Source organism: Kribbella sp. CA-294648 (genome assembly GCF_050943845.1).
Lineage (GTDB): Bacteria > Actinomycetota > Actinomycetes > Propionibacteriales > Kribbellaceae > Kribbella.
This window is the reverse complement of sequence record NZ_CP191981.1, coordinates 8,121,368-8,142,176: the sequence shown is the minus strand read 5'-3', so window position 1 is coordinate 8,142,176 and position 20,809 is coordinate 8,121,368. Positions and strand designations below refer to the sequence as shown.

The following is a 20,809-nucleotide window of genomic DNA, read 5'->3' as shown; positions in this document are numbered from 1 at the left end:
CCGTCGCACCACCGGCCTAAGGTGGTAGGGGTGTCTATCGAAAGGCGGAGCTGATGTCGCGGGAGCAGGAAGTCGTCAAGGGTTGTCCGACCGAGCTCTTCATCGCAGGCAAGTGGCGACCGGCGGAGGGCGGCAAGACCCTGGCTGTGGAAGACCCGGCCACCGGTACGACGCTGTGCGACGTGGCGGACGCGAGTCCCGCGGACGGGCTGGCGGCGCTGGACGCTGCAGTCGCGGCGCAGGCCGACTGGGCGGCGACCGTTCCCCGGGAACGCGGTGAGATCCTCCGGCGCACCTACGAGCTGATGACCGAGCGGGCCGACGAGCTGGCCCTGCTGATGACGCTGGAGATGGGCAAACCGGTCGCGGAGTCGAAGGGCGAGATCGCGTACGCCGCGGAGTTCTTCCGGTGGTTCGCCGAGGAGGCGGTCCGGATCGAGGGTGGCTACCAGGTGCCGCCCAACGGCAAGGGACGGGTGCTGGTGATGCGGCAGCCGGTCGGGCCGTGCCTGCTGATCACCCCGTGGAACTTCCCGGCCGCGATGGGCGCCCGCAAGATCGGCCCGGCCGTCGCCGCCGGCTGCACGATGGTGATCAAGCCGGCCGCGCAGACGCCGCTGTCGATGCTGAAGCTGGCCGAGCTGATGACGGATGCCGGACTGCCACCCGGCGTCCTGAACGTCGTCACCACCCACGACTCCGGTGGCGTGATGGAGCCGCTGATCCGCGACGGCCGCGCCCGCAAGCTGTCCTTCACCGGCTCGACCCCGGTCGGCGTGAAGCTGATCGAGCAGGCGGCCGAGAAGGTGCTGCGGACGAGTATGGAGCTGGGCGGCAACGCGCCGTTCCTGGTCTTCGACGACGCCGACCTGGACAAGGCGGTCGACGGCGCGATGCTGGCCAAGATGCGCAACGGCGGCGAGGCCTGTACCGCGGCCAACCGGATCTACGTGCACTCGTCGGTGATCGAGGAGTTCGCGGCGAAGCTGACCGAGCGGATGGCGGCGCTGAAAGTGGGTCGCGGTACCGAGGACGGTGTCGACCTCGGTCCGCTGATCGACGCCAAGCAGCGGGACAAGGTGAAGGACCTGGTCGACGACGCCGTGGCGCAGGGCGCCGAAGTACGGACCGGCGGGAAGGTTGCTGAAGGCAACGGATACTTCTATCCGCCGACCGTGCTGACCGGCGTACCGAAGTCGGCCCGGTTGCAGAAGGAGGAGATCTTCGGCCCGGTCGCGCCGCTGACCGCGTTCGACGACGAGGCCGAGGCCGTCGCGATGGCGAACGACACCGACTTCGGGCTGGTCGCCTACCTGTTCACGCGTGACATCAGCCGCGCGCTCCGGGTCACCGAGCAGCTCGAGACCGGCATGGTCGGCCTCAACCAGGGCATCGTCTCCAACCCGGCCGCGCCGTTCGGCGGCGTCAAACAGTCCGGCCTCGGTCGCGAGGGCGGCACGGTCGGCATCGACGAGTACCTGGAGGTCAAGTACGTCGCCGTGGCCGTCGACTGAGCCTGCTCAACCGGCCCGGACGGCGTCGACGATGAGGGTGTTGCGGGCCCGCTGACCGAGCGGGACGGAGGTGTGGACGCCGTCCCGCAGGTGAGTGGTGAGCCGTTGTGGTCCCGAGGCTAGGAACTCGGCCCAGGGCACGATGCGCAGGTTCGGGTGCCGCTGCCGGGCGGCCGCCAGTTGGAGGTTGATCCACTGGCTGTTGCGTTGATCCGCGAGCCGCGCGGCCGCGGTCTGCTTGCTGCGGGCGACCTGGACGTTCACCCAGAACACCGTCCGGTCCGGCCCGGCGATCCGCATCGCCCGGTCGACCTGCGCTGCGAAACGCGCGGGGTCGAAGATGTCATTAGAACCGAGACTGAGCAAGATCCGGCGGGGGAGACCGAAGCGGTCGGCCCAGTGCTGGAGCGCGTCGATCGCGGGCGCCGTCGGTTGGCCGGACCAGTTGTGCACCGCGAGACTGTCCCCGGTCCTGCGCGCCAGCAGTGCCGCCAGCGACTTGCCGTCCTGAACGGAGATGCTGTCCCCGAACATCACGATCCCGTCCTCGCGGCGGACCCGCCGGACCTGCTCGTCCGGCGAGATGCTCCTGCTCTGCTGCCGCCACGGACTCAGTTGACCTGAGCCGTAACCACCGCCGATCCCGCTGTCGGACGCCACGGAAACCGGCGCTTCAGCCGACCGGCCAGGCCCGCTTCGCTCACCTCGTCCGGCGGGCACCACCAGGACGGACAGCAGGACGGCACAGGTCACCATCAGAAGTCCGAGATCGACCGTCAGCCTGCCCAGCAGTTTGGTCCGCATCGTCGCCCACCTCTGTCGCCCGTCCCGTCAGGAGGTTTATGTCCGCAGACGGCGATCAGTTCCCAGTGGGCTACTCCTGGAGCCACTTCTGGATGGTCTCCGGGTCTGGGCGGGCCTCGGTGCCGATCGCGTGGGGGACGAAGCGGGCGTAGTAGTCGGTGACCGGGCCGTCGGACTCGCGGACCATCATGCCGGCCGCCACCCCGTCCACGATCCAGCTGCCGATCACCGCCCGGTTGCCCTCGTACGACGGCAGCGGGCTCCACTCCTGGTAGACCATCGTGTCCGTGTCGTACGGGCCGTCGTGGACGTCGTCCTCGGTGGAGGAGATGGTGTGGATGCGGATGTTGCTGCCCTCCCGCCCGTGCAGCGGCTTGGCCACCCACTCGAGCAGGTCACCCGGCGATCCGAAGTACGCCGGAAGCAGGTTCGGGTGGTCGGGGTAGAGCTCCCACAGCACCGGCAGGATCGCCTTGGTGGACAGCATCGTCTTCCAGATCGGCTCGATCCACTGCACTGGCTCGCGCTCCAGCCCGGACAGGATGTACCGGCCGAACTGGTCGTCGAGCATGTCCTCCCACGGGTAGAGCTTGAACGCGGTCCGGATCTTCCGCCCGCCCCAGTCCACGAACGCCCGCTGCTCCGACTCCCAGCCGAGGTCCTCGATCTCGTGCCCGTACGTCGCCAGCCCGGCCATCGCGGCCGTGTCGCGCAGGTAGGCCACCGTCATCGCCTCTTCGCCGGTGGTCTCGGCGGCCGAGTTGAAGAAGTGCGCCTCGTTGCCCGGGAACCGCCCGGCCGCGAGCTGCTCGCTCCACCACTTGACCAGCCGGTCGTGCACGGAGTTCCACTGGTCGGCGTCGGGGAAGACGTCCTCCAGCCAGTTCCACTGGATCACCGCCGACTCCACCAGCCCGGTCGGGGTGTCGCCGTTGATCTCCAGCATCTTCGGCTCGACCCCGTTCCAGACCAGGTCGAACCGCGCGTACACCGACGGGTCGTCGCGTTTCAGCGACTCGCGGACCAGCGGCAGCGTCCCGGAGGCCAGTCCCAGCTGCGAGTCGCTGAAGCGGTCACCGGACGCCATCACCGAGGCGGCATGCTTGCACATTTCGTACAGCTCCTCGGTGACGCGTTCGAGGTGCAGCACCTCGTCCATGGTCACCTCGTACCAGGCGCTCTCGTTCCAGTACGGCGTCTGGCTCCCGTCGGGCAGGTCCGTCATCGGGAAGACCAGCCCCTGCTCGATGACCTTGTCCTTCCAGCCTGGGCGGGGTTTGATCGAGTGCCGCCACATCAACCGCCAGAGCTCCCCTTGCCGGCCTTGCCGAAGCCGCCGCGCGCGATGGTGCCGATGTTGCCGCCCTTGGTGGACAGGCCGCCGCGCTGGATCGTCGCAGTACCGCCAGAGGCGTTGCGCAGGCCGGACGCGCGGTAGGTGCCGTCCGCGGCGTTGTAGCGGCCCCCGACCGGCGGGACGAACGCTCCGCCGCGAGTGGCCATGTAGAACCAGAAGAAGCCCGACCCGGACCCGTGGTACTCGCGCTCGTCCTTGCAGTTGTCGTCGTCGGTGCGCTCCTGGGTCTCCGGGTCGACACAGATCGCCGCGTAGTCCGCCTGGTCGTCGTCGCTGCTGCTGCACCCGGTCAGCGATGCGGCGACCAGTGCGGTCAGACCGAGCGTGATGCCCACACTGCGCATCCGCCGGCGTGCTGATTGAGTCATCTCCTGCCCTCCCCCTCGGCGGGCGGCTTCATCGAGAACATGATCAGCGCGCCCACCACCATCGTGACACCCACGACAACCAGGGGGCCTGTACCCACGTCCGAGACAGCCAGGACCAGTACTACGACGAAGGAGCTTGCCGCGAGCAGGGGGACGACCGCCCGCTGCAGCACTCGTCCCCTGATCTCCCCACTGAAGTACACCGGTACTGCGACCGCGGTGGCGAGGTAGTAGATCGACACCAGGATCGAGACGGCACCGACGGCGTCAGCCAGCACTGAGTCCGAGATGAGCACCAGCGTCACGTAGATGAGCAGACTGGCGCCGGCGAACACCCAGGTGGAGACGCTCGGGGTGTGGAAGCGAGTGGAGATCCGTGCGAACTGTCCCGGGAACGCATCCCGCCGGGCCATCGACAGCATCGTCCGGGCCGTCGGCAGGATGGTCGTCTGCGTCGAGGCCAGTGCGGACACCAGTACTGCGCCGACGAGGAGCTTGCCGCCCGCAGTACCGAGCAGGTCGTTGCTGAGGACGGCGAAGAAGTCGTCGTCCGCGATGGCGCCCAGCGGCTCGTTGCCGGCGTAGGCGATGGCGGACCACGCGACCACGGAGTACAGGACGACGAGGAAGCCGTTGGCGATGAGGGCCGCGATGGCCGGAGTACGCCGTGGGTTGCGGGTCTCCTCGTTGACGCTGAACGACGAGTCCCAGCCCCAGTAGAGGAACACTGCGATCAGTACGCCGGTCGCCCAGGCGCCCTGGCCAGTTGAGGAGAACACCGGGATGCTGAAGCTGCCGGCGTCCAGGAAGGCGCTGATCGCGAACCAGCCGAGTGCGACGACCTCCACCGTCAGCAGGATCGCCTGCGTCCAGGCGGCGATCCGGATGCCGCGGTAGGCGAGCAGTGCCATCCCGATGATGAAGATCGAGCCCAGAGCCGCCTGTGCCACGCGGGAGTCGGCGGCGCCGTCCAGGCCGAACAGCACGTAGGTGTAGACGGCAGCGACCTGGGCGAGGTTGCTCATGACGAGCACACAGGCCATCACCGTGGTCCAGCCGACCATGCGGCCGATCCCCAGCCCGAACGCCTTCTCCGTCCACGGGAACGTCGTACCGCAGTCCGGCTCGGCTCGGTTGAGCTCCCGGAAGCAGAGCGTGACCAGGATGACCGGCACCGCGCTGAGCGCGAGTACCAGGGGAGTGGCGGCGCCGACGTACACGACGAGCAACCCGACCGCCACAGCCAGCGAGTACGCCGGTGCGGAGGAGGAGATCCCGATCGCGGTGGACGTGCCCAGGCCCAGCGCGTCCCGCCGCAGGTTGCGCCCACGGGACCGCGAATCAGCTGTCGTTGTCATCGTCCCCCCAGGGTGCCACCTGGGCGGTTCGCTGTCCGGCAGGCGCCCGCCGTCAGCCGCTCATCAGTTCTGTCACCGTCACGAGCTCGAAGCCGCGGGAGCGCAGGCCGGTGACGATCGGGGTGATCGCCTCGTCGGTGTACGGCGCGTTGTCGCCACCGTGCATGTGGAGGACGACGATCGAGCCGCTCTGGACCTTCGAGAGCACCTGGTTGACGATGCGCTCCGGCGACTTGGCGAAGCCGTCTGCTCCCGGTACGTCGAGTCCGACGGCGGTGACACCGGCTGGGGCGAGCTCGTGCAGGGCGGTGCCGTCGTAGCAGCCGCCTGGGAAGCGGAACCACCTGGTGGCGTTGTCGTCGAGCTGGTCGAGCAGGGTGACTGCTTTGCGTACGTCGTCGAGCATGTCTTTCTTGGGGACGGATCCAAGGGTGTAGCAGCGTTTGGTGAAGGCCTTGTGGTCGTAAGAGTGGGTGGCTAGCTCGAACAGCGGGTCGGCGGCCAGCTCGCGGGTGCGCTCCGGGTACTGCTCCATCCACATGCCGGTGAGGAACAGGGTGGCCGGTACCCGCTGCTTGCGGAGCTCGGCGATCAGGGCGTCGTTGTAGTACGACTTGACCTTGCCGTGCTGGAGACGCTTCCGCATCGCCGCGGTGAGGTCCGCGTCGAAGGTCAACGCCACCCGCTTCTTGTCCCGCGGGCCGTGCTGGACGACCGGCATCAGGTTGGTCTGCTGCGACTCGCCCGGCCGTGGGGTCTTACTGGTGGGCGCCTTTGGGGTTGGCGTCGGTGTGGTTGCCTCCGGCACCGTCGGGCTCGGCGTACTGGCTGGTCCGCTCAGCGTCGGCGTACCGGCCGCTGTGCCTACCGGTGCCTCCGTGTCTCCGCAGCCGGCCAGTACTACGGACGCGGTCGCGGCGAGCGCGGCGATCCTGATCCCCCAGTGAGCAGTCACGGGCCCCGAGTATGCCCGGCGCGAAGGGTCGTCAGGCCCAGGCGCGCTGTTCCCACTCGTCGCGCACGATCGCCCAGACCTGGATGTCGTGGAGCTCGCCGCGGTACGGGAACGCCTGCCGCAGCGTGCCCTCGTGCGACATCCCCAGTCGCTTCGCCACCGCTGCACTGCGGGTGTTGGCCGGTACGCAGCGCCACTCGACCCGGTTCAGGCCGCGGGCGCCGATCGCCCAGTCGATCAGCAGTTGGGCCGCTCGGGTGATGAGGCCGCGCCCCTCGGCCTCGGCGGTCAGCCAGACGCCGAGCTCGCAGCTGCCCCACTGTGCCTCGAAGGTGCGAAACAGAAGCCCGCCGACGAGCCGGCCGTCCAGCCAGATGCCGTAGATCCGGCCGCCGTCCGCCGCCTGGCGATCGGCGTACCGCTGCAGGAAGTTTCGCGCGCTGTCCTCATCGACGACGATCCCGGCCCACGGGATGTAGGCCTCGATGTTGGCCCGGGCCCGGTCGACGTGCGCCAGGAACTCGGCCGCCTGCCAGGGTTCCAACGGCCTCAGCTCGGCGTTCTCGGTGAGCTTGGTCCCGAACAACATCGTTGCCTCCCCGCGCGGTACATAACAAGTGTTAGGTATCTACTATAGAACGATGCCGGCAAAGGTGGATCACGAGGCCCGACGACGAGATGTCTCCGCCGCGGTGTGGCGCGTCCTGGCCGCGGAGGGTTTCGGCGGCCTGACCATGCGCGCGGTCGCGACCGAACTGGGCGCGACCACCGGTCTGGTCACGCACTACTTCCCCTCCAAGCAAGCCCTGATCGTCCACGCCCTGGAACTCGCAGAAACCCGCACCCGAGAACTGACCCCATCGCTCGAAGGCCTCCAAGGACTAGCAGCCCTCGAACAAGCGCTAGCCGGCGTCCTACCCCTGACCCCAGAGACGACTGAAATCAACCGAGTCTGGGTCAGCTCCTGGGACGTGGCCCTAGCCGACCCGTCCCTACGCACCTTGGAAAAGGCCCGCTACCAACGCTGGCGAGCCCGCCTGAAACCCCTCGTAGAACAATCCCAACAAGAAGGCGACCTCCCCCCAGGCAACCCCGACGACCTGACCGCCTCCTTGGCCGCCTTCACCCACGGCCTAGTAGTACAAGCCCTCTTCGCCCCCCGAACCTTCCCCCACAAACGCCTACTCCGCCTCCTGCACGCCCACCTTGAGACACTTCGCGACGGTGCGCGGTTTGTTCATCCGACGAGTCCCGTGCGAGCGGCCCACCGAACGGCGACCCCACGGGTCCGCCTCCCGGAGACCGTCGACAGCCTGGAACTACTCGATCGGGACGACCGCTTCTGACGCGCCTTCGCCTGGACGGCGGCCGGGCCCATTGCTGGGGTACCGGCCGCCTGCGCACACCTATCTGCGCCCAGCAAACGCTTCCCCCGGCGTGTCGGGGCATCGATGCCGGGTTGTGCGCGCGCAGCCGTCCGCACCCTCGGCGGTTAGCCACCCAGATGACGAACCCCGGGGTTGGTCAGCAGATCGTTCGCTGAGCGGAGTACTGGCTTGGTGATTTGAGTTGGTGGGGTGGGGGTGCCCGTGACGTGGAAGGTGTGGGAGTTGCCGGCGGGGAGGGTGATCAGGCAGGTGTCTACTCGGGCGCTGGGGTCCAGGCGGTCTGGGAAGAGGGCTAGGTCCTTGGTGAGGGCGGTGGCTGTCACGGTTACGTCGTAGCCGGTGGTGGTTGGGGTGAGGTCGGCTGTGTAGGCGTCGGCCTCGAGGTGCAGTGAGGTGTCTTCTACGAAGTACCAGTACGCCGTATTGCCGTCGGTGCCGCGCACCTCGACGTACTCGGTTGTGGGGTCGGCTGGTGTTGCGACCGACTCGGGTAGCGAGTTGAGGACGGCGCCGCGAGCCGGGACTTCCAGGGCGAACGTCTCGCTTGCGAACACCTCGCCGCCCTTGGTTGTACTGCGTCGGGTCACTGTCAGTTCGGTGCTCCAGGCAACGTCAGTGTCGTTGTGGGCGGCAACCACTGGGCCGCCTTCGCGCGGCTGGACGGTCAGCAGGCGGTCGGCGTACACGCGTTGCAGCGCGTGCCACAAGGGCTTCCGGATGCCATGCCCGTCGACGGCGGCCCAGGAGACGACCGGCCAGTTGTCGTTGAGTTGCCAGACGATCGCGCCGGTGTTCAACGGGTACAGGCTGCGGAAGTGTTCGATGCCGTAGGCAATCGCCCGGGCCTGGTTGAGTTGGGTCGTCCAGTGCCAGTCGTCCATCGTCTTCCACTTGGGCAGGTGGTCGCCGAGGCCGCGCTCCAGCTTGAGATTGCCCTCGAAAGCCTTCTGGTGCACCAGCATCTGGTCGCCGTACGGGTCGAGCGGTTCGTCGTGCACGACCGAGGTCAGCGTCGACCAGGCGGGCGGGCCCTGGAAACCGAACTCGGAGACGAAACGCGGCTGGTACTTGCGGTAGGTCGAGTAGTCGACCTGGTTCCACACGTCCCAGATGTGCATGGTGCCGTTGCGTTCGTCGTTCGGGTGGATGTAGCGGTCGTACGAGAACGGGCTGCCGGCCGAGTACGGCGTACGGGGGTCGAGCTCGGCGACGATGCGGGGGAGCAGGTCGAGGTAGTAACCCTCACCCCAGGCCCGGCCGGCCAGCGGCTCGCGCCAGCCCCATTCGACGTACCCCCAGATGTTCTCGTTGTTGCCGTTCCAGAGCGCGAGGCTGGCGTGTGAGCTCAGCCGGGTGACGGCCTCGCGGGCCTCCGCCTCAACCTCGCTCCACAGCGGTTCGTCCTCGGAGTACGCCGCGCAGGCGAACAGGAAGTCCTGCCAGACGAGCACTCCCAGCTCGTCGCAGATGTCGTAGAAGTCGTCGCTCTCGTAGAGACCGCCGCCCCAGACGCGGAGCAGGTTCATGTTCGCGTCGACGGCGTCGCGGATGCTGCGCTCGTACGTCGCACGGTCGAGCCGCGTGACGAAGGCGTCGTCGGGGATCCAGTTGGCGCCGCGGACGTAGACCGGCTTGTCGTTGACGGACAGGACGAACGGGCCGCCGTACTTGTCGGGGGTAACGTCCATCGTGACGGTGCGGAAGCCGACCCGGCCCTGCCAGTCGTCGTTGTGGTCGCCGGCGGTCACGGAGATGCTGACGTCGTACAGGGCCTGGTCGCCGTATCCGCGCGGCCACCATCGCTCGACCGCGTCGATCGTCGAGGTGACGCCGACCTCTTCGGTGCCGGCGGCAACGGTCATCTGCGTGCTGGTCCCACCGACCTCGACGGTGATGGTGGCGTCTCCAGTGGCATCACCGGACCACGCGAGGGAGACCCGGCTGTCCAGTACGCCGCGGTCGCGGTCGAGCCCGGCGAGCGGCCGGACCGAGGCGATCCGTACGCCGGTCCAGGACTCGATCCGGATCGGCCGCCAGATCCCGGCCGTGGCGACATCCGGTCCCCAGTCCCAGCCGAAGTTGCTGGCCATCTTGCGGATCGCGTTGTACGGATGATGATTCGTGTGCGGCCAGAGCCCGGACTCGTCGCGCAGCCGGTTCGCCGTACCGACCGGAGAGGCGAACTCGACGACCAGTTCGTTGCGTCCAGCAACCAACAAACCGCTGACCAGGAACCGGTACGACCGGTGCTGGTTGCACGTCTCGCCGAGCTGGGTGCCGTTGAGGGTGACTCGCGCGGCCGTGTCGAGCCCGTCGGCAACAAGCTCCTGCACGGCGTGCTCGTCGGGCGCCCAGTCGAAGACCGTCCGGTAACTCCAACTCGTCTTGCCGATCCACGCCAGCTTGCTCTCGTTGTCCCCGTCGAACGGATCGGGAATCACCCCGGCCGCCAGCAGGTCCGTGTGCACCTCACCAGGAACAGTCGCCACCACCGGCGCAACCAGCAACGCACTGTTGCCATCCGGCACCGGCCCATCCACCGCCCGCAAACTCCAAACGACCCCGCCCTCGGTAGTCAACGACACGATCCTGAGCGACGAGGTCACAAGCAACTCTCCTTCAAACGATGTACTGGACCGGTTAAGTAAATCTATAAGAAACGGCCGGGCGTTTGCAGTAGCTGAATTGGGTGGCGCCGGCGATCCCGGTTCAAGCAAGGCGCCGGTCGGTCGGGCGGTGGGGACCGGTGGACTGCCGGCCGGCGCGCTCAACCCAACAGGCGCCGTCCTGCAGCCTCACTGACCCACCACCACGTGCTCGCCGACCACGCTCAAACTCAGAGGTACTGCGCTCGCGACCTGAGACCAAGGGCAGATGTCCCAACCCGCTCTGACTGCCCGCCCCCGCTGCGAACCAGACCACCCAGCGAGCCTGCGCTGCCTCGGCATCATCTTCGGCAGGTGCAGGTTTCTAGGGTGCGCACGTCCTAGGGCGCGAGCACCCGTTCTAGGACGCGAGCACCGTTTGGTGCCAGAGGTTGGCGAGGGCTTGGTGGCCTGCCTTGCTGGGGTGGACGCCGTCGTCGGCCAGGGTGACGGCGCCGACGGTGGCTGCTTGGTGGTTGAGCTCGACGTCGGCCGGCACCAGCAGCGCGCCGTACTCCGCTGCGAGGCGCCGGACCACCTCGATCTTCGGGTCCAGGTCCTCTCGCCAGTCGTGCTGCTCCTCCTTCACCGCAAGGAGAAACGGCTCGACCAGGACAAGCTGGGCCTGGATGCCGTCGAGCAACGCCCGGTACGACCGCTCGAAGGACTCGGTCGAGGTCGGGTCGTTCTTGTCGTAGCGGCGCCAGGTGTCGTTGATGCCGATCAGGACCGAGACGAGGTCCGGCTCGTGCGCGAGGACATCGGTCTGCCAGCGCGCTTGGAGATCCTTCGCGCGGTTTCCGGAGATGCCGACGTTGACGATCCGCGGCCGGTCCGGGCCGAGGGCGTCGTACAGGTTCTTCACGTAGCCGTCGCCGAGGCCGGCCGCATCGCTCCGGCGGCCGCAGTCGGTGACGGAGTCCCCGGCGAACACGATGGTTCGCCGGGGATCCAGGAGGGCTGAGCTCATCAGATCGTGGACGCGCTGACGTCCCAGTCGTCCGGCAGGACGGGCGGGACCTCGACGGTGCTGGAGACGTCGACGAAGTTGCCGGTGTCGATGGACTCGGTGATCGAGGCCATCACGTCGACGATGTGGAAGGCCAGCGCGCCGGTGGCCCGGTGCGGCCGGTCCTCGCGAATCGCCCGCGCCATCTCCAGTACGCCGGTACCGCGCTGGGCCGTCGCCTTCGTGCTGGCCACCGTTTCCCAGTCGTCGGAGTCGCGGCGACGGATCTTGATGTCGCCGTCGAACCCGTTCGGGTCCGGAAGGGCCAGCGTGGCCTCCGAGCCGGTGATCTCCACGAAACCGTGCCGCGGCAGCGGCGAGTCGAAGCTGAAGATGCTCTGCGACGACTGCCCCGACTCGAACCGCGCGATCGCGCTGACGTGGGTCGGCACGGTCACGTCGAAGTCCGTGCCCTGCAACGGGCCGGAGCCGATCGTGCGCTTGGCTCGCGACTTCGAGCCGATCCCGGCGACCGCCGCGACCGGGCCGAACAGCTGCACCAGCGAGGTCAGGTAGTACGGGCCGATGTCCCACAGCGGTCCGGCGCCCTCTTGGAACAGGAAGGCCGGGTTCGGGTGCCAGGACTCCGGGCCGGGCGACTGCATCAGGGTGAGCGCGGTGAGCGGCTCGCCGATGTCACCCTTCTCGATGATCCGCCGGGACTCCTGCAGACCCGGGCCGAGGATGGTGTCCGGCGCGCACCCCAGCCGCAGAGCCGCGTCCTGGGCGGTCGCGAGCAGCTTGAGACCGCTGTCCTGGTCGAGCGAGAACGGCTTCTCGCTCCACACATGCTTGCCTGCGGCAACGGCTGCCAGGGCGACCTCGACGTGCGCGATCGGGATGGTCAGGTTGACCACGATCTCGACGTCCGCGTTGCCGAGCACGGCCTCGGGTCCACCGTGGTTCTCGATCCCGTACTCCGCCGCCTTCGCGGCCGCCGCCTCCGGACGAAGGTCGCCGATGGCAACCACCTTGAGGTCGGGGAAACTCTGCATGCTCTTGATGTACGCGTCGGAGATGACTCCGGCGCCGATCACACCTACGCCAACAGCGCTCATGCTTGCACCTCGCTGGCGCTCGGTTCCAGCATGAGCGCAGAGGCGGCTGTGCTAGTCGTTCGCTCGCTACGCTCGCTCATGCAACGTCCTCCCCGGTGAGGTAGGCGAAGCTGCCCGCGACCGCGTCGAAGATGTCGCCCTCGAAGTCGTCGAGCTCGACCACCCGCAGGGTGCCGGGCGACGCGGCGAGGATGTCGTTGACGGCGATCGAGCCGGCGCCGACCGCGACCTGCGCCTTGTTGTTGAGCGTGCCGTCGCCGTCCTTGACGTGCAGCGCCTTCACCCGGTCACCGAGCCGGCCGAGCAGCGCCGGTACGTCGGCGCCGCCGACCGCGGCCCAGTAGGTGTCGACCTCGAGGATGACCTCGTCGGACAGGTTGTCGGCCAGGATCTCCAGGCCGTGCACACCGTCGATCACCGACTCCAGCTCGAAGTGGTGGTTGTGGTACCCGACCGTGATGCCGTGCTCGGCCGCCTCGGCCGCCGCCTTGTTCAGCGCCTCGGCGGTCGCCTTGATGTCGTCGGCGGACTGCCAGCGCGCCGGGTCGACGAACGGGTCGATCACGGTGCTGATGCCGAGCTTCTTGGCCACCTCGAAGATCGGGCCGCTGTCCTCTTTGAGCAGCCCGGCGTGGGTGGTGGGAGCCGACAGGCCGTACTTGGGCAGCGCCTCGGCCAGCTGGTCGGCCAGGCCGACCACGCCGAAGGGCTCGACCTTGCGGTACCCGATCTCGGCGATGCGGGCCAGCGTGGCGTCGAAGTCCTCCTCCAGCTTGTACCGGACCGTGTAGAGCTGTAGGGACAGATTGTCCACTGCGACCATTTTTTCTCTCCTCGTCTTCGGGGCACCCGCTGCCCAAGGAAGCCCCGGACTGGACTAGCCGAACCGGTTAAGTAACTCGCGGCAGCCTATCCCAGCCATCCGCCCCAGACCACCCCCTAATCACCACGTGAGCCGCCTCCAAAGCCTGAAGGCAAGCGCTTGCCCATGGCCCGTAGAAAGTGGCGCCAGGGGCAACTACTTTGCGTGTCCGGACCGCTGGCGGCGCGATGACTGGTTGCTGTGAGTGGTGGAGAGCGATTACCTAGAGACGCGGAGTACACAAGGGCCGCAGAATGAGGGGTAACCGGACCGCCCGTCACGGTTCGGACCGCCCGTTCGAAGGAGGCCATCGTGCCCCGTGTCACGATCAAGGAGATTGCCCGACGGGCCGGCGTCTCCAAAGGCGCGGTCTCGTACGCGCTGAACAACCAGCCGGGGGTCTCCGAGGCCACCCGGGCTCGCGTGCTCAAGGTTGCCGAGGAACTGGAGTGGGTGCCCAATCGGGCGGCGCGGCAACTGTCGGCCGCGCGCAGTGAGACCTTCGGTCTGGTCCTGGCCAGGACGGCCAAGACCCTGAGTGAGGAACCGTTTTACATGGGCTTCGTCGGTGGCGTCGAGTCCGTGCTGAGTGAGCGGTCGTACGCGCTCGCCCTGCAGGTCGTACCGGACCTGGAGGACGAGATGGCGACGTACCGGAAATGGGCAGCGGAGCGCCGGGTGGACGGCGTGCTGGTGGTCGACCTGCGGGTCGACGATCCGCGGATCCCGTTGCTGCGCAAGTTGGAGTTGCCCGCGGTACTGGTCGGGGATCCGGCGCTCGCGAACGGGCTGGCGTGCGTGTGGACCGACGGTACGACGGCGATGAACGCGGCGGTGGAGCATGTCGCGTCGCTCGGTCATCGGGCGATCGCCCGGGTGGCCGGGCCGCCTGAGCACGGTCATGTCTGGATCCGGGATCAGGCGTTCGCGGGGGCCAGTCGGCGGTTGGGGCTGGATGCGCGGGTGGTGCACACCGACTTCTCCGGTGAGGAAGGTGCCGTTGCTACCCGAGAACTGATGACAGCGGAGGGGAGGCCGACGGCGATCATCTATGACAACGACCTGATGGCCGTGGCCGGACTGTCGGTGGTGAACGGTCTGGGGCTGAAGTCACCCGACGATGTCACGCTGGTCGCCTGGGACGACTCGACGCTGTGCCGGTTGACCCACCCGACGCTGACGGCGATGAGCCACAACATCGTCACCTACGGCGCGGAGGTCGCGCACCGATTGTTCGACCTGCTGGAGGGCGCGCTCCCGGAGGCGCACCTCTGCTCCACCCCCGCCCTGGTAGTCCGAGGCAGCTCGGGTCCGCCACCCGCCTGACTCGTGATGGCCCGGACCGCCGCCACTCACAAACCTGCTCCGGACGGCCCACGGCGCGGTCGCCACGCCTGACCCGCATCGGCCAGGCGAGGTTTGTGAGTGGGGGCGGTCCGCGGCTAGCCGCGCGGGGCCGCGGTGACCTTGACCGGTACGCCGTTGAGGGCGGCGGTGCCGGCTATGGGATCGGTGAGGGTTGGGTCGGTGATGTCGTTGGCGCTGGCGCCTGCGACCTGGTTGGCGACCGAGAGGTGGGCGCCGGGGCGGCCGTGGCCGAAGCCGTGCGGGAGGCTGACCACGCCGGGCATCATGTCGTTGCTTGCGGCAACTTCTACCGAGACGCTGCCGGCCGCCGAGCTGATCTCGACCAGTTGCCCGTCCGCGAGCTCGCGCGACTTCAGGTCGTCCGGGTTCATCAGCAACTGGTGCCGTGGCTTGCCCTTCACCAGGCGGGCCGAGTTGTGCATCCAGGAGTTGTTGCTGCGCAGGTGCCGCCGCCCGATCAGCAACAGCCCGTCATCGGCGCCACGATCAGCGAGCAGTACCTCGGCGGCGCGCGGCAGATCGTCCAAGATGAGCGCCGGCGCGAGATCGATCCGCTTCGACTTCGTGTGCAGAGCGTCGGGCAACGCGGGCTGCAGCGGCCCAAGGTCCACTCCGCCGACCGACTTCCGCAGCTTGCGCACCGAGAGCCGATAGGGCCCGATCCGCAGCCCGAGATCGACAATGCGCCGCGGCGACAACCGCAGCCGCAACGACGCAATGGCCCGCCGGCGACTGCGCGGCGTACTGCGCAACAACGCCAGCCCGAGCCCTCGGAAGATCTCCCAATCGTGCCGGGCCTCCGAAGGCCGAGGCAGTACTGCGTCGTTCCACCGAGCGGTGTTCCGTACTGCGAGTTGGTGGAAAGCCAGGTCGTAGTGCTCGCGTTCCAGTGGAGGCGTCGGCGGCAGGATCACATCGGCATGCCGGGTCGTCTCGTTGATGTAGGGATCGACGCAGACCATGAAGTCCAGCGTTTCCAGCGCCTCGTCCAGCCGCCGGCCGTTCGGCGTGGACAGCACCGGGTTGCCGGCGATCGTCACCATCGCGCGGATCTGGCCTTCGCCCGGCGTCTCGATCTCCTCGGCCATCGCGGACGCCGGCAGCTCGCCGCCGAACTCGGGCAACGACCGCACCCGGCTCTTCCACACCCCGATGTGCCCCCGCCCGATCCCGCGCAACGTGTCGACCGCCGGCCGCGGGAACATCGAGCCACCCGGCCGGTCGAGATTGCCGGTGATGATGTTCAGCACCTGCACGGCCCACTGGCACAACGCGCCGAACTGCTGCGTCGACACCCCGAGTCGTCCATAACAAGCGGCCGTCTCAGCGCCCGCGAACTCCCGCGCGATCCGCCGGATCGTCTCCGCATCGATCCCCGTCACTCGAGCCGCGCGCTCCGGCGTCCACGACCGTGTCACCGAGACAACCTGGTCGAAACCGTCCACGTACGCCGCCGGCTTCGCGTGACCGTCGGCGATGATCTGCTGGATCAACGCAAGCAGGAACGCGGCATCGGTCCCCGGCCGCACGAAGTGGTGCTCGTCCGCGACCGCGGCCGTCTCGGTCCGCCGCGGATCGATCACCACCACCCGGCCACCACGCTTCTGCACTTCCTTCAACCGCCGACCGAAGCCGGGCGCGGTCATCATGCTGCCGTTGGAGGCGAGCGGGTTCGCGCCCAGCATCAGCAGGTACGACGTCCGGTCGATGTCGGCCACCGGAACCATCAGCTGGTGACCGTAGAGCAGATGCACCGCCAGCATGTGCGGCAGTTGGTCGACCGACGTCGCGCTGAATCGATTGCGCGTCTTCAGCAGTCGGACCACGGTCGGCATATGCGTCATCGCGCCGACGCTGTGCACGTTGGGATTGCCGAGGTAGACGCCGATCGAGTTCCGCCCGTGCGTCTTCTGCACCGCTTGCAGTTTCTCGGCGACGTAGGCATACGCCTCCTCCCAACCAAGCTCCTGCCAGCCGGTGGCAGTACGCCGTACTGGTTGGGTGAGGCGGTCCGGGTCTTCCTGGAGGTCGCGGAGGGCGACTGCTTTCGGGCAGATGTGTCCACGGGACAACGGATCCGCTTCGTCACCACGGATGTCGGTGACCCGTCCGCCCTCGACGGTCACCAGAACTCCGCAGATGGCCTCACACAGGTTGCACGCGGTACGCCGTACGGTCGCCATCCAGCCAAACTACTCCGGAGTAGTCAGCGCGACTACTCGAACCGTGCCTCGTCGAGGCGGCCGAGGATGGCATCGACGGTCTCGCCGGGGGACAGGTCGGAGTTGTCGAGCCACAGGCCGCGGCGTGGACTGAAGGCGTGCAGCTCGTAGTCGAGCTCGTCGACCGAGTGCGGATGGCCGTAGCCGAGCCGGTTGTGGATCACCTCCGGCCGGGGAGTGAGCACGACCAGGTACCGCGGGCGGGTCTGGATACCGTCGAGGAACTCGCGCAGCAGTTCGCCGATCACGACGTCTTCCAGGACGACGGTGAAGCCACCTTGGGCGTACCCGTCGGCAGCCTGACAGGCCAGCCGGTACCGCAGCTTGAGCTGTCTCTGCGCTTCCTCGCCGTCCTCGACCGTCGACGAGGCCTGGCCGCTGACGATCATCCGGCGGAACACGTCACCGCGCAGATGGACGCCGTACTGGAAGCGCTCGGCGAGCAGTTGGGAGACGGTGGATTTGCCGGCCGCCATGATCCCGCTGACGACGATCACCCCCTCGGTCTCCATGTAGGGGATGGTGTCACGCGGAACAGGCTTTTAGTCAGGCCTCGCGTGTTGTTCTTCGTTGCTGGACAAGAGGTTCAACGCTCTAGCTCTTGCAGATGCGCGTGCAGGATTTCGCGGACGCGGTCCGGAGTGCTCGCCGTTGGCAGCACTGTGGCATGGAGCGAGAGGCCGTCGATCAGGGCGTGCAGGCGGTCGGTCTCCAGATCGAGCTTCAGCTCGGGACGCAGCGCGCCGTTCTCGGCCAGGCTCCGCAGCAGCTTTTCGCACAGGTCGCGCAGTCCCTGGTTGACCGGGGTGAGCAGGTCGCGCAGGCCGCCGGCGCCCGACTCGGCCTGGGCCTGGGCGGTGAAGGACAGCCAGATGTCGAACTCGGCCTGCCGTTCGGTGTCGAGCGGGATCACCTCCTCCAGGTAGCGCAGGGCGATCTCGGTCGGCGTACCGGTCGGCTCGATCGCGGTGATCCGGTCCCGGACCCGGCGGGAGACCAGGTCCATCGCGAACGCGATCAGGCCCTGCTGGTCGGGGAAGTAGTAGCGAACGGCGCCGGCGGACCAGCCCGCCTCGGCGGCGACGGTCCGGACCGAGGCGGCCCGGATGCCGTCGCGGCGGACCACCCGCCACAGCGCCTGGGCGATCTCTTCGCGGCGGGTGTCGTGGTCGACGATCTTTGGCATGTGTCCTTTTTAGCACGAGCGTGTTAGAGTCTTCGTATTGACACGGTCGTATTGAATAAATGGAGAGGTGAATCCCCGTGCTGCTGGCTGTGATCGCCGGATGTGAGATCGGGTTCTGGGTCCTGCTCGCCGCGGGAATGCTGACCCGGTACGTACTGCGCGCGCCGCGCGCCGGCCTGGTGCTGCTCGCGATGGTTCCGCTGGTCGACGTCGTGATGCTGGTCGCCAGCGTGATCGACATCCGGTCCGGCGGCGAGCCGTCGTTCAAGCACTCGCTGGCCGCGATCTTCATCGGCGTCAGCGTCGGCTTCGGCCACCAGAGCCTGAAGTGGGCCGACGGCTGGGCGGCGTACCGGTTCGCCGGTGGGCCGCGGCCGCGGAAGCCGAAGAAGGGCACGCGGGAGAAGGCGCGCCGCGAGCGTCAGGGCTGGTACCGGCACCTGCTCGCGTACTGCGTGGGCGTCGGCGTGATGATCGCGCTGGGTCTGCTGTCCGGCCAGGGGTACGACGCCCTGCTCGGCCCGGCGGCAGGCTGGACCGTGGCCCTCGTGATCGACGGGATCGTCTCGTTCAGCTACAGCGGGGACGTCAAGGACGATGAGGATCACGACCACAAGCTCGAGGCAAGGCAAGCCGCCTGACATCCCAGCCAGACCCGCCTGTACGCCGTAGATTTCCGTCATGACATCGGCGGCAGGGCGGGTCTGGTTCGGCGTCACGGCAGCAGTGGTGGTGCTCGGCATCGTGGTGCAGTGCCTGGTGACGGGGACGTCCACCGGTGGCGAGGGCTTCTACAAGGAGAATCCCGAGCGGGTGCTCAACGTCTTCGCCTACTTCACGATCCAGTCCAACCTGTTGCTCGGCGCGACGTGTCTGCTGCTCGCGCTCGGCGCCGGCGCACGGGAAAGCACGTGGTTCAAGACGCTGCGGCTCAACGGCGTGCTATGCATCGCGGTGACCGGAATCGTCTACCACCTGGTGCTGGCCGGTACCGACGAGCTGTCCGGGTGGGCCGCGTTCGCAAATCTCATCATCCACACGGCCACCCCACTGCTCGGCGTACTGGGGTGGTTGCTGTTCGGGCCGCGACGGTGTACCAGTGGGCAGATCGTCGCCTGGTCGCTCGCGTTTCCGCTGCTGTGGCTGGCGTTCACGCTGATCCGCGGCGAGGGGACGGGCTTCTATCCCTACCCGTTCGTCGATGTCGGCGAGCTCGGCTACGGCAGGGCCTTGCTGAACTGTCTGCTCGTCGCGCTACTGTTCCTGGCTCTGGCAGCCGGGGCCACCCTTCTCGACCGCCGCATCGGTAGACAAACCGTCGAGAGGTAGTGCCCATCGTGTTGGTGACGTCTCGCTCGTACCCGGAGTACGAGGCGATGTTCGACCTGACCGAGCTCCCCGATTCCGTGCTCGACTGCTGCGCCGGCGGCTCGAGCTTCACCGCCGAGGCGGCCGCCCGGGGCGTCGACGCCGTCGCGGTCGACCAGGCCTACGAGCTGCCGACGCCCGAACTGCTCGACACGGTACGGCGAAGCCTGCCGGCCGGCGCGCAGATCGTCGACCAGCACGCGACCAGCTTCACCTGGAACTGGTACGGCGATCCGTCGCGGAAGGACGAGTTGCGGATCGAGGCCGCGGATCGCTTCCTGCAGGACGTTTCGACGGCACCCGAGCGGTACGTCGCGGGCAGTCTGCCGGAGTTGCCGTTCGAGGACGGGCGTTTCGACCTGGTGCTGTGCTCGCACCTGCTCTTCACCTGGGCCGACAAGTACGACCGTGACTGGCACCTGGCGGCGCTGGAGGAACTCGTCCGGGTCAGCCGGTCCGAAGTACGGATCTTCCCGCTCGTGGAGCAAGGGGCGGGCAAGCCGGTGCCGTACCTGCAGGAGTTGCTGGATGACCTGCGGCCGGTGCGATCCGAGATCCGCAAGGTGCCGTACGAGTTCCAGGTCGGCGCGAACGAGATGCTCGTCCTCAATCGCTGACGTTTTGAACTGCTGAAGGGTACGGCCGCGGGCGGTGGGGGGATTCCGCCCGCGGGCCGCAATGAGGGGTCAGCGCAGGTAGCGGCCGCACACCGGCCACGGCTGTGCGCCACGCTGGGAGTAGAGCTTCTTCGCCCGCATGAGCTGCTCGGCTGCCGACGCCTTGGACGGGCTGCCGGAGCCGCCGACGCTGCGCCAGGTCTGGTGGTCGAACTGGAACAGGCCGTGGTACTTGCCGTTCGAGCTGACGGCCCGCGGGTTGCCGCTGGACTCACAGTTGGCGACCTTGGCCCAGGCGCCGCTGAGGTTCGCCTTGCCGCTGGAGGGGCGGTCGTCGGAGCGGCTGCTGCGGTCCTTGCGGACCACCTTGCGCTCGGTCTTGCGAACCGTCTTCTTCTTGACCGTGCGGGCCTTCTGGTCGGCCCGCTTCTCGGTCCGGGGAACGGCGGCAGGAGTCACGCCGTCGAGCTTGAGGGTCTGACCGATCAGGATCAGGTCCGGGTTGTCCAGGCCGTTCAGCTTCGCCAGCTGGCGCCAGTCGGCGCCGTTGGCCTGGGCGATCTCGGAGAGGGTGTCACCCGCCTTGACCTTGTAGTCGGCGGCGAAAGCGCCACTGGCGCCCGCGGCCGTGATACCGGCACCGAGGCCGGCAATGGACAGGGTCCGGACTACCCGGCGGGTACTTCGCCGGGGACGGGCATGTCGAGCTTTGGACATCAGAGTTCTGCTC

General features: G+C 68.0%; 20 protein-coding genes. 6 read left to right on the top strand and 14 right to left on the bottom strand.

From position 1 onward, the window contains the following. Positions 1 to 53 precede the first annotated feature (53 nt). The gene (locus ACQPYM_RS38790; RefSeq protein WP_433011268.1) at positions 54 to 1,514 is read left to right on the top strand and encodes an NAD-dependent succinate-semialdehyde dehydrogenase; all 1,461 of its coding nucleotides are present in this window, start codon (positions 54 to 56) and stop codon (positions 1,512 to 1,514) included. Between the two features lie 6 nt (positions 1,515 to 1,520). Here ACQPYM_RS38790 and ACQPYM_RS38785 read toward each other — a convergent pair whose 3' ends face one another. The 6 genes from ACQPYM_RS38785 to ACQPYM_RS38760 all read right to left on the bottom strand — a co-directional run bounded on the left by ACQPYM_RS38785 (position 1,521) and on the right by ACQPYM_RS38760 (position 6,945). After that, a complete protein-coding gene (locus ACQPYM_RS38785) occupies positions 1,521 to 2,318 on the bottom strand; it encodes a hypothetical protein (RefSeq protein ID WP_433011265.1) in 798 nt (265 codons plus the stop codon). 70 nt (positions 2,319 to 2,388) lie between these two features. Next, on the bottom strand, positions 2,389 to 3,615 hold the full coding sequence (locus ACQPYM_RS38780; protein ID WP_433011262.1) for a glutathionylspermidine synthase family protein: 1,227 nt from the start codon (positions 3,613 to 3,615) through the stop codon (positions 2,389 to 2,391). Next, entirely contained in the window at positions 3,615 to 4,043 is a 429-nt protein-coding gene (locus ACQPYM_RS38775; RefSeq protein ID WP_433011259.1) for a hypothetical protein, read from the bottom strand. The genes ACQPYM_RS38780 and ACQPYM_RS38775 overlap by 1 nt, the downstream gene beginning before the upstream one ends. Continuing rightward, complete coding sequence (locus ACQPYM_RS38770; RefSeq protein ID WP_433011256.1) at positions 4,040 to 5,401, bottom strand: APC family permease; 1,362 nt, start codon at positions 5,399 to 5,401, stop codon at positions 4,040 to 4,042. Before ACQPYM_RS38770 ends, ACQPYM_RS38775 begins: the two co-directional genes overlap by 4 nt. Before the next feature lie 52 nt (positions 5,402 to 5,453). Next, positions 5,454 to 6,356 carry a polysaccharide deacetylase family protein gene (locus ACQPYM_RS38765; protein ID WP_433011253.1) on the bottom strand — a complete coding sequence of 301 codons (903 nt, stop codon included), beginning with the start codon at positions 6,354 to 6,356 and terminating at the stop codon, positions 5,454 to 5,456. A 31-nt stretch (positions 6,357 to 6,387) separates the two neighbouring features. Next, complete coding sequence (locus ACQPYM_RS38760) at positions 6,388 to 6,945, bottom strand: GNAT family N-acetyltransferase (protein ID WP_433011250.1); 558 nt, start codon at positions 6,943 to 6,945, stop codon at positions 6,388 to 6,390. Positions 6,946 to 6,997: 52 nt separating this feature from the next. Here ACQPYM_RS38760 and ACQPYM_RS38755 point away from each other — a divergent pair, with 52 nt between their 5' ends. Next, positions 6,998 to 7,702: a TetR/AcrR family transcriptional regulator gene (locus ACQPYM_RS38755; protein WP_433011247.1), complete on the top strand. Its 705-nt coding sequence runs from the start codon at positions 6,998 to 7,000 to the stop codon at positions 7,700 to 7,702. 146 nt (positions 7,703 to 7,848) lie between these two features. Here ACQPYM_RS38755 and ACQPYM_RS38750 read toward each other — a convergent pair whose 3' ends face one another. From ACQPYM_RS38750 to ACQPYM_RS38735, 4 genes are all read right to left on the bottom strand, one after another. After that, complete coding sequence (locus ACQPYM_RS38750) at positions 7,849 to 10,272, bottom strand: glycoside hydrolase family 2 protein (protein WP_433011244.1); 2,424 nt, start codon at positions 10,270 to 10,272, stop codon at positions 7,849 to 7,851. A 478-nt stretch (positions 10,273 to 10,750) separates the two neighbouring features. Then, positions 10,751 to 11,359, bottom strand: a complete 609-nt coding sequence (locus tag ACQPYM_RS38745) for an SGNH/GDSL hydrolase family protein (RefSeq protein WP_433011241.1) — start codon at positions 11,357 to 11,359, stop codon at positions 10,751 to 10,753. Beyond that, on the bottom strand, positions 11,359 to 12,456 hold the full coding sequence (locus tag ACQPYM_RS38740; RefSeq protein ID WP_433011238.1) for a Gfo/Idh/MocA family protein: 1,098 nt from the start codon (positions 12,454 to 12,456) through the stop codon (positions 11,359 to 11,361). Before ACQPYM_RS38740 ends, ACQPYM_RS38745 begins: the two co-directional genes overlap by 1 nt. Positions 12,457 to 12,532: 76 nt before the next feature. After that, positions 12,533 to 13,279, bottom strand: a complete 747-nt coding sequence (locus tag ACQPYM_RS38735; RefSeq protein ID WP_433011235.1) for a sugar phosphate isomerase/epimerase family protein — start codon at positions 13,277 to 13,279, stop codon at positions 12,533 to 12,535. Positions 13,280 to 13,630: 351 nt separating this feature from the next. Between ACQPYM_RS38735 and ACQPYM_RS38730 the strand changes: the two genes are divergently transcribed. Then, positions 13,631 to 14,644, top strand: a complete 1,014-nt coding sequence (locus ACQPYM_RS38730; RefSeq protein ID WP_433011232.1) for a LacI family DNA-binding transcriptional regulator — start codon at positions 13,631 to 13,633, stop codon at positions 14,642 to 14,644. A gap of 116 nt (positions 14,645 to 14,760) precedes the next feature. Here ACQPYM_RS38730 and ACQPYM_RS38725 read toward each other — a convergent pair whose 3' ends face one another. The 3 genes from ACQPYM_RS38725 to ACQPYM_RS38715 all read right to left on the bottom strand — a co-directional run bounded on the left by ACQPYM_RS38725 (position 14,761) and on the right by ACQPYM_RS38715 (position 18,094). Next, positions 14,761 to 16,869: a molybdopterin-dependent oxidoreductase gene (locus ACQPYM_RS38725; RefSeq protein WP_433011229.1), complete on the bottom strand. Its 2,109-nt coding sequence runs from the start codon at positions 16,867 to 16,869 to the stop codon at positions 14,761 to 14,763. A 32-nt stretch (positions 16,870 to 16,901) separates the two neighbouring features. Beyond that, on the bottom strand, positions 16,902 to 17,420 hold the full coding sequence (locus ACQPYM_RS38720; RefSeq protein ID WP_360279261.1) for an AAA family ATPase: 519 nt from the start codon (positions 17,418 to 17,420) through the stop codon (positions 16,902 to 16,904). Positions 17,421 to 17,494: 74 nt separating this feature from the next. Next, positions 17,495 to 18,094, bottom strand: a complete 600-nt coding sequence (locus tag ACQPYM_RS38715; RefSeq protein WP_433011225.1) for a TetR/AcrR family transcriptional regulator — start codon at positions 18,092 to 18,094, stop codon at positions 17,495 to 17,497. A 77-nt stretch (positions 18,095 to 18,171) separates the two neighbouring features. On the opposite strand from ACQPYM_RS38715, the gene ACQPYM_RS38710 reads away from it, so the two are divergent. The 3 genes from ACQPYM_RS38710 to ACQPYM_RS38700 are packed head-to-tail and all read left to right on the top strand — an operon-like array spanning position 18,172 to position 20,079. After that, positions 18,172 to 18,735, top strand: a complete 564-nt coding sequence (locus ACQPYM_RS38710; protein WP_433011222.1) for a 2TM domain-containing protein — start codon at positions 18,172 to 18,174, stop codon at positions 18,733 to 18,735. A 40-nt stretch (positions 18,736 to 18,775) separates the two neighbouring features. Then, on the top strand, positions 18,776 to 19,423 hold the full coding sequence (locus ACQPYM_RS38705; protein WP_433011219.1) for a Pr6Pr family membrane protein: 648 nt from the start codon (positions 18,776 to 18,778) through the stop codon (positions 19,421 to 19,423). Then, entirely contained in the window at positions 19,423 to 20,079 is a 657-nt protein-coding gene (locus ACQPYM_RS38700; RefSeq protein ID WP_433011216.1) for a class I SAM-dependent methyltransferase, read from the top strand. Before ACQPYM_RS38705 ends, ACQPYM_RS38700 begins: the two co-directional genes overlap by 1 nt. A 69-nt stretch (positions 20,080 to 20,148) precedes the next feature. Here the strand turns inward: ACQPYM_RS38700 and ACQPYM_RS38695 are convergent, their stop codons facing one another. Further along, on the bottom strand, positions 20,149 to 20,796 hold the full coding sequence (locus ACQPYM_RS38695) for a transglycosylase family protein (protein WP_433011213.1): 648 nt from the start codon (positions 20,794 to 20,796) through the stop codon (positions 20,149 to 20,151). Between the last annotated feature and the right edge of the window lie 13 nt (positions 20,797 to 20,809).

Bases quoted from the DNA above. Each gene is read 5' to 3' on its own strand.
- ACQPYM_RS38790 (WP_433011268.1), top strand. From the start codon at position 54: ATGTCGCGGGAGCAGGAAGTCGTCAAGGGTTGTCCGACCGAGCTCTTC.
- ACQPYM_RS38785 (WP_433011265.1), bottom strand. From the start codon at position 2,318: ATGCGGACCAAACTGCTGGGCAGGCTGACGGTCGATCTCGGACTTCTG.
- ACQPYM_RS38780 (WP_433011262.1), bottom strand. From the start codon at position 3,615: ATGTGGCGGCACTCGATCAAACCCCGCCCAGGCTGGAAGGACAAGGTC.
- ACQPYM_RS38775 (WP_433011259.1), bottom strand. From the start codon at position 4,043: ATGACTCAATCAGCACGCCGGCGGATGCGCAGTGTGGGCATCACGCTC.
- ACQPYM_RS38770 (WP_433011256.1), bottom strand. From the start codon at position 5,401: ATGACAACGACAGCTGATTCGCGGTCCCGTGGGCGCAACCTGCGGCGG.
- ACQPYM_RS38760 (WP_433011250.1), bottom strand. From the start codon at position 6,945: ATGTTGTTCGGGACCAAGCTCACCGAGAACGCCGAGCTGAGGCCGTTG.
- ACQPYM_RS38755 (WP_433011247.1), top strand. From the start codon at position 6,998: ATGCCGGCAAAGGTGGATCACGAGGCCCGACGACGAGATGTCTCCGCC.
- ACQPYM_RS38745 (WP_433011241.1), bottom strand. From the start codon at position 11,359: ATGAGCTCAGCCCTCCTGGATCCCCGGCGAACCATCGTGTTCGCCGGG.
- ACQPYM_RS38740 (WP_433011238.1), bottom strand. From the start codon at position 12,456: ATGAGCGCTGTTGGCGTAGGTGTGATCGGCGCCGGAGTCATCTCCGAC.
- ACQPYM_RS38735 (WP_433011235.1), bottom strand. From the start codon at position 13,279: ATGGTCGCAGTGGACAATCTGTCCCTACAGCTCTACACGGTCCGGTAC.
- ACQPYM_RS38725 (WP_433011229.1), bottom strand. From the start codon at position 16,869: ATGGCGACCGTACGGCGTACCGCGTGCAACCTGTGTGAGGCCATCTGC.
- ACQPYM_RS38720 (WP_360279261.1), bottom strand. From the start codon at position 17,420: ATGGAGACCGAGGGGGTGATCGTCGTCAGCGGGATCATGGCGGCCGGC.
- ACQPYM_RS38715 (WP_433011225.1), bottom strand. From the start codon at position 18,094: ATGCCAAAGATCGTCGACCACGACACCCGCCGCGAAGAGATCGCCCAG.
- ACQPYM_RS38705 (WP_433011219.1), top strand. From the start codon at position 18,776: ATGACATCGGCGGCAGGGCGGGTCTGGTTCGGCGTCACGGCAGCAGTG.
- ACQPYM_RS38695 (WP_433011213.1), bottom strand. From the start codon at position 20,796: ATGTCCAAAGCTCGACATGCCCGTCCCCGGCGAAGTACCCGCCGGGTA.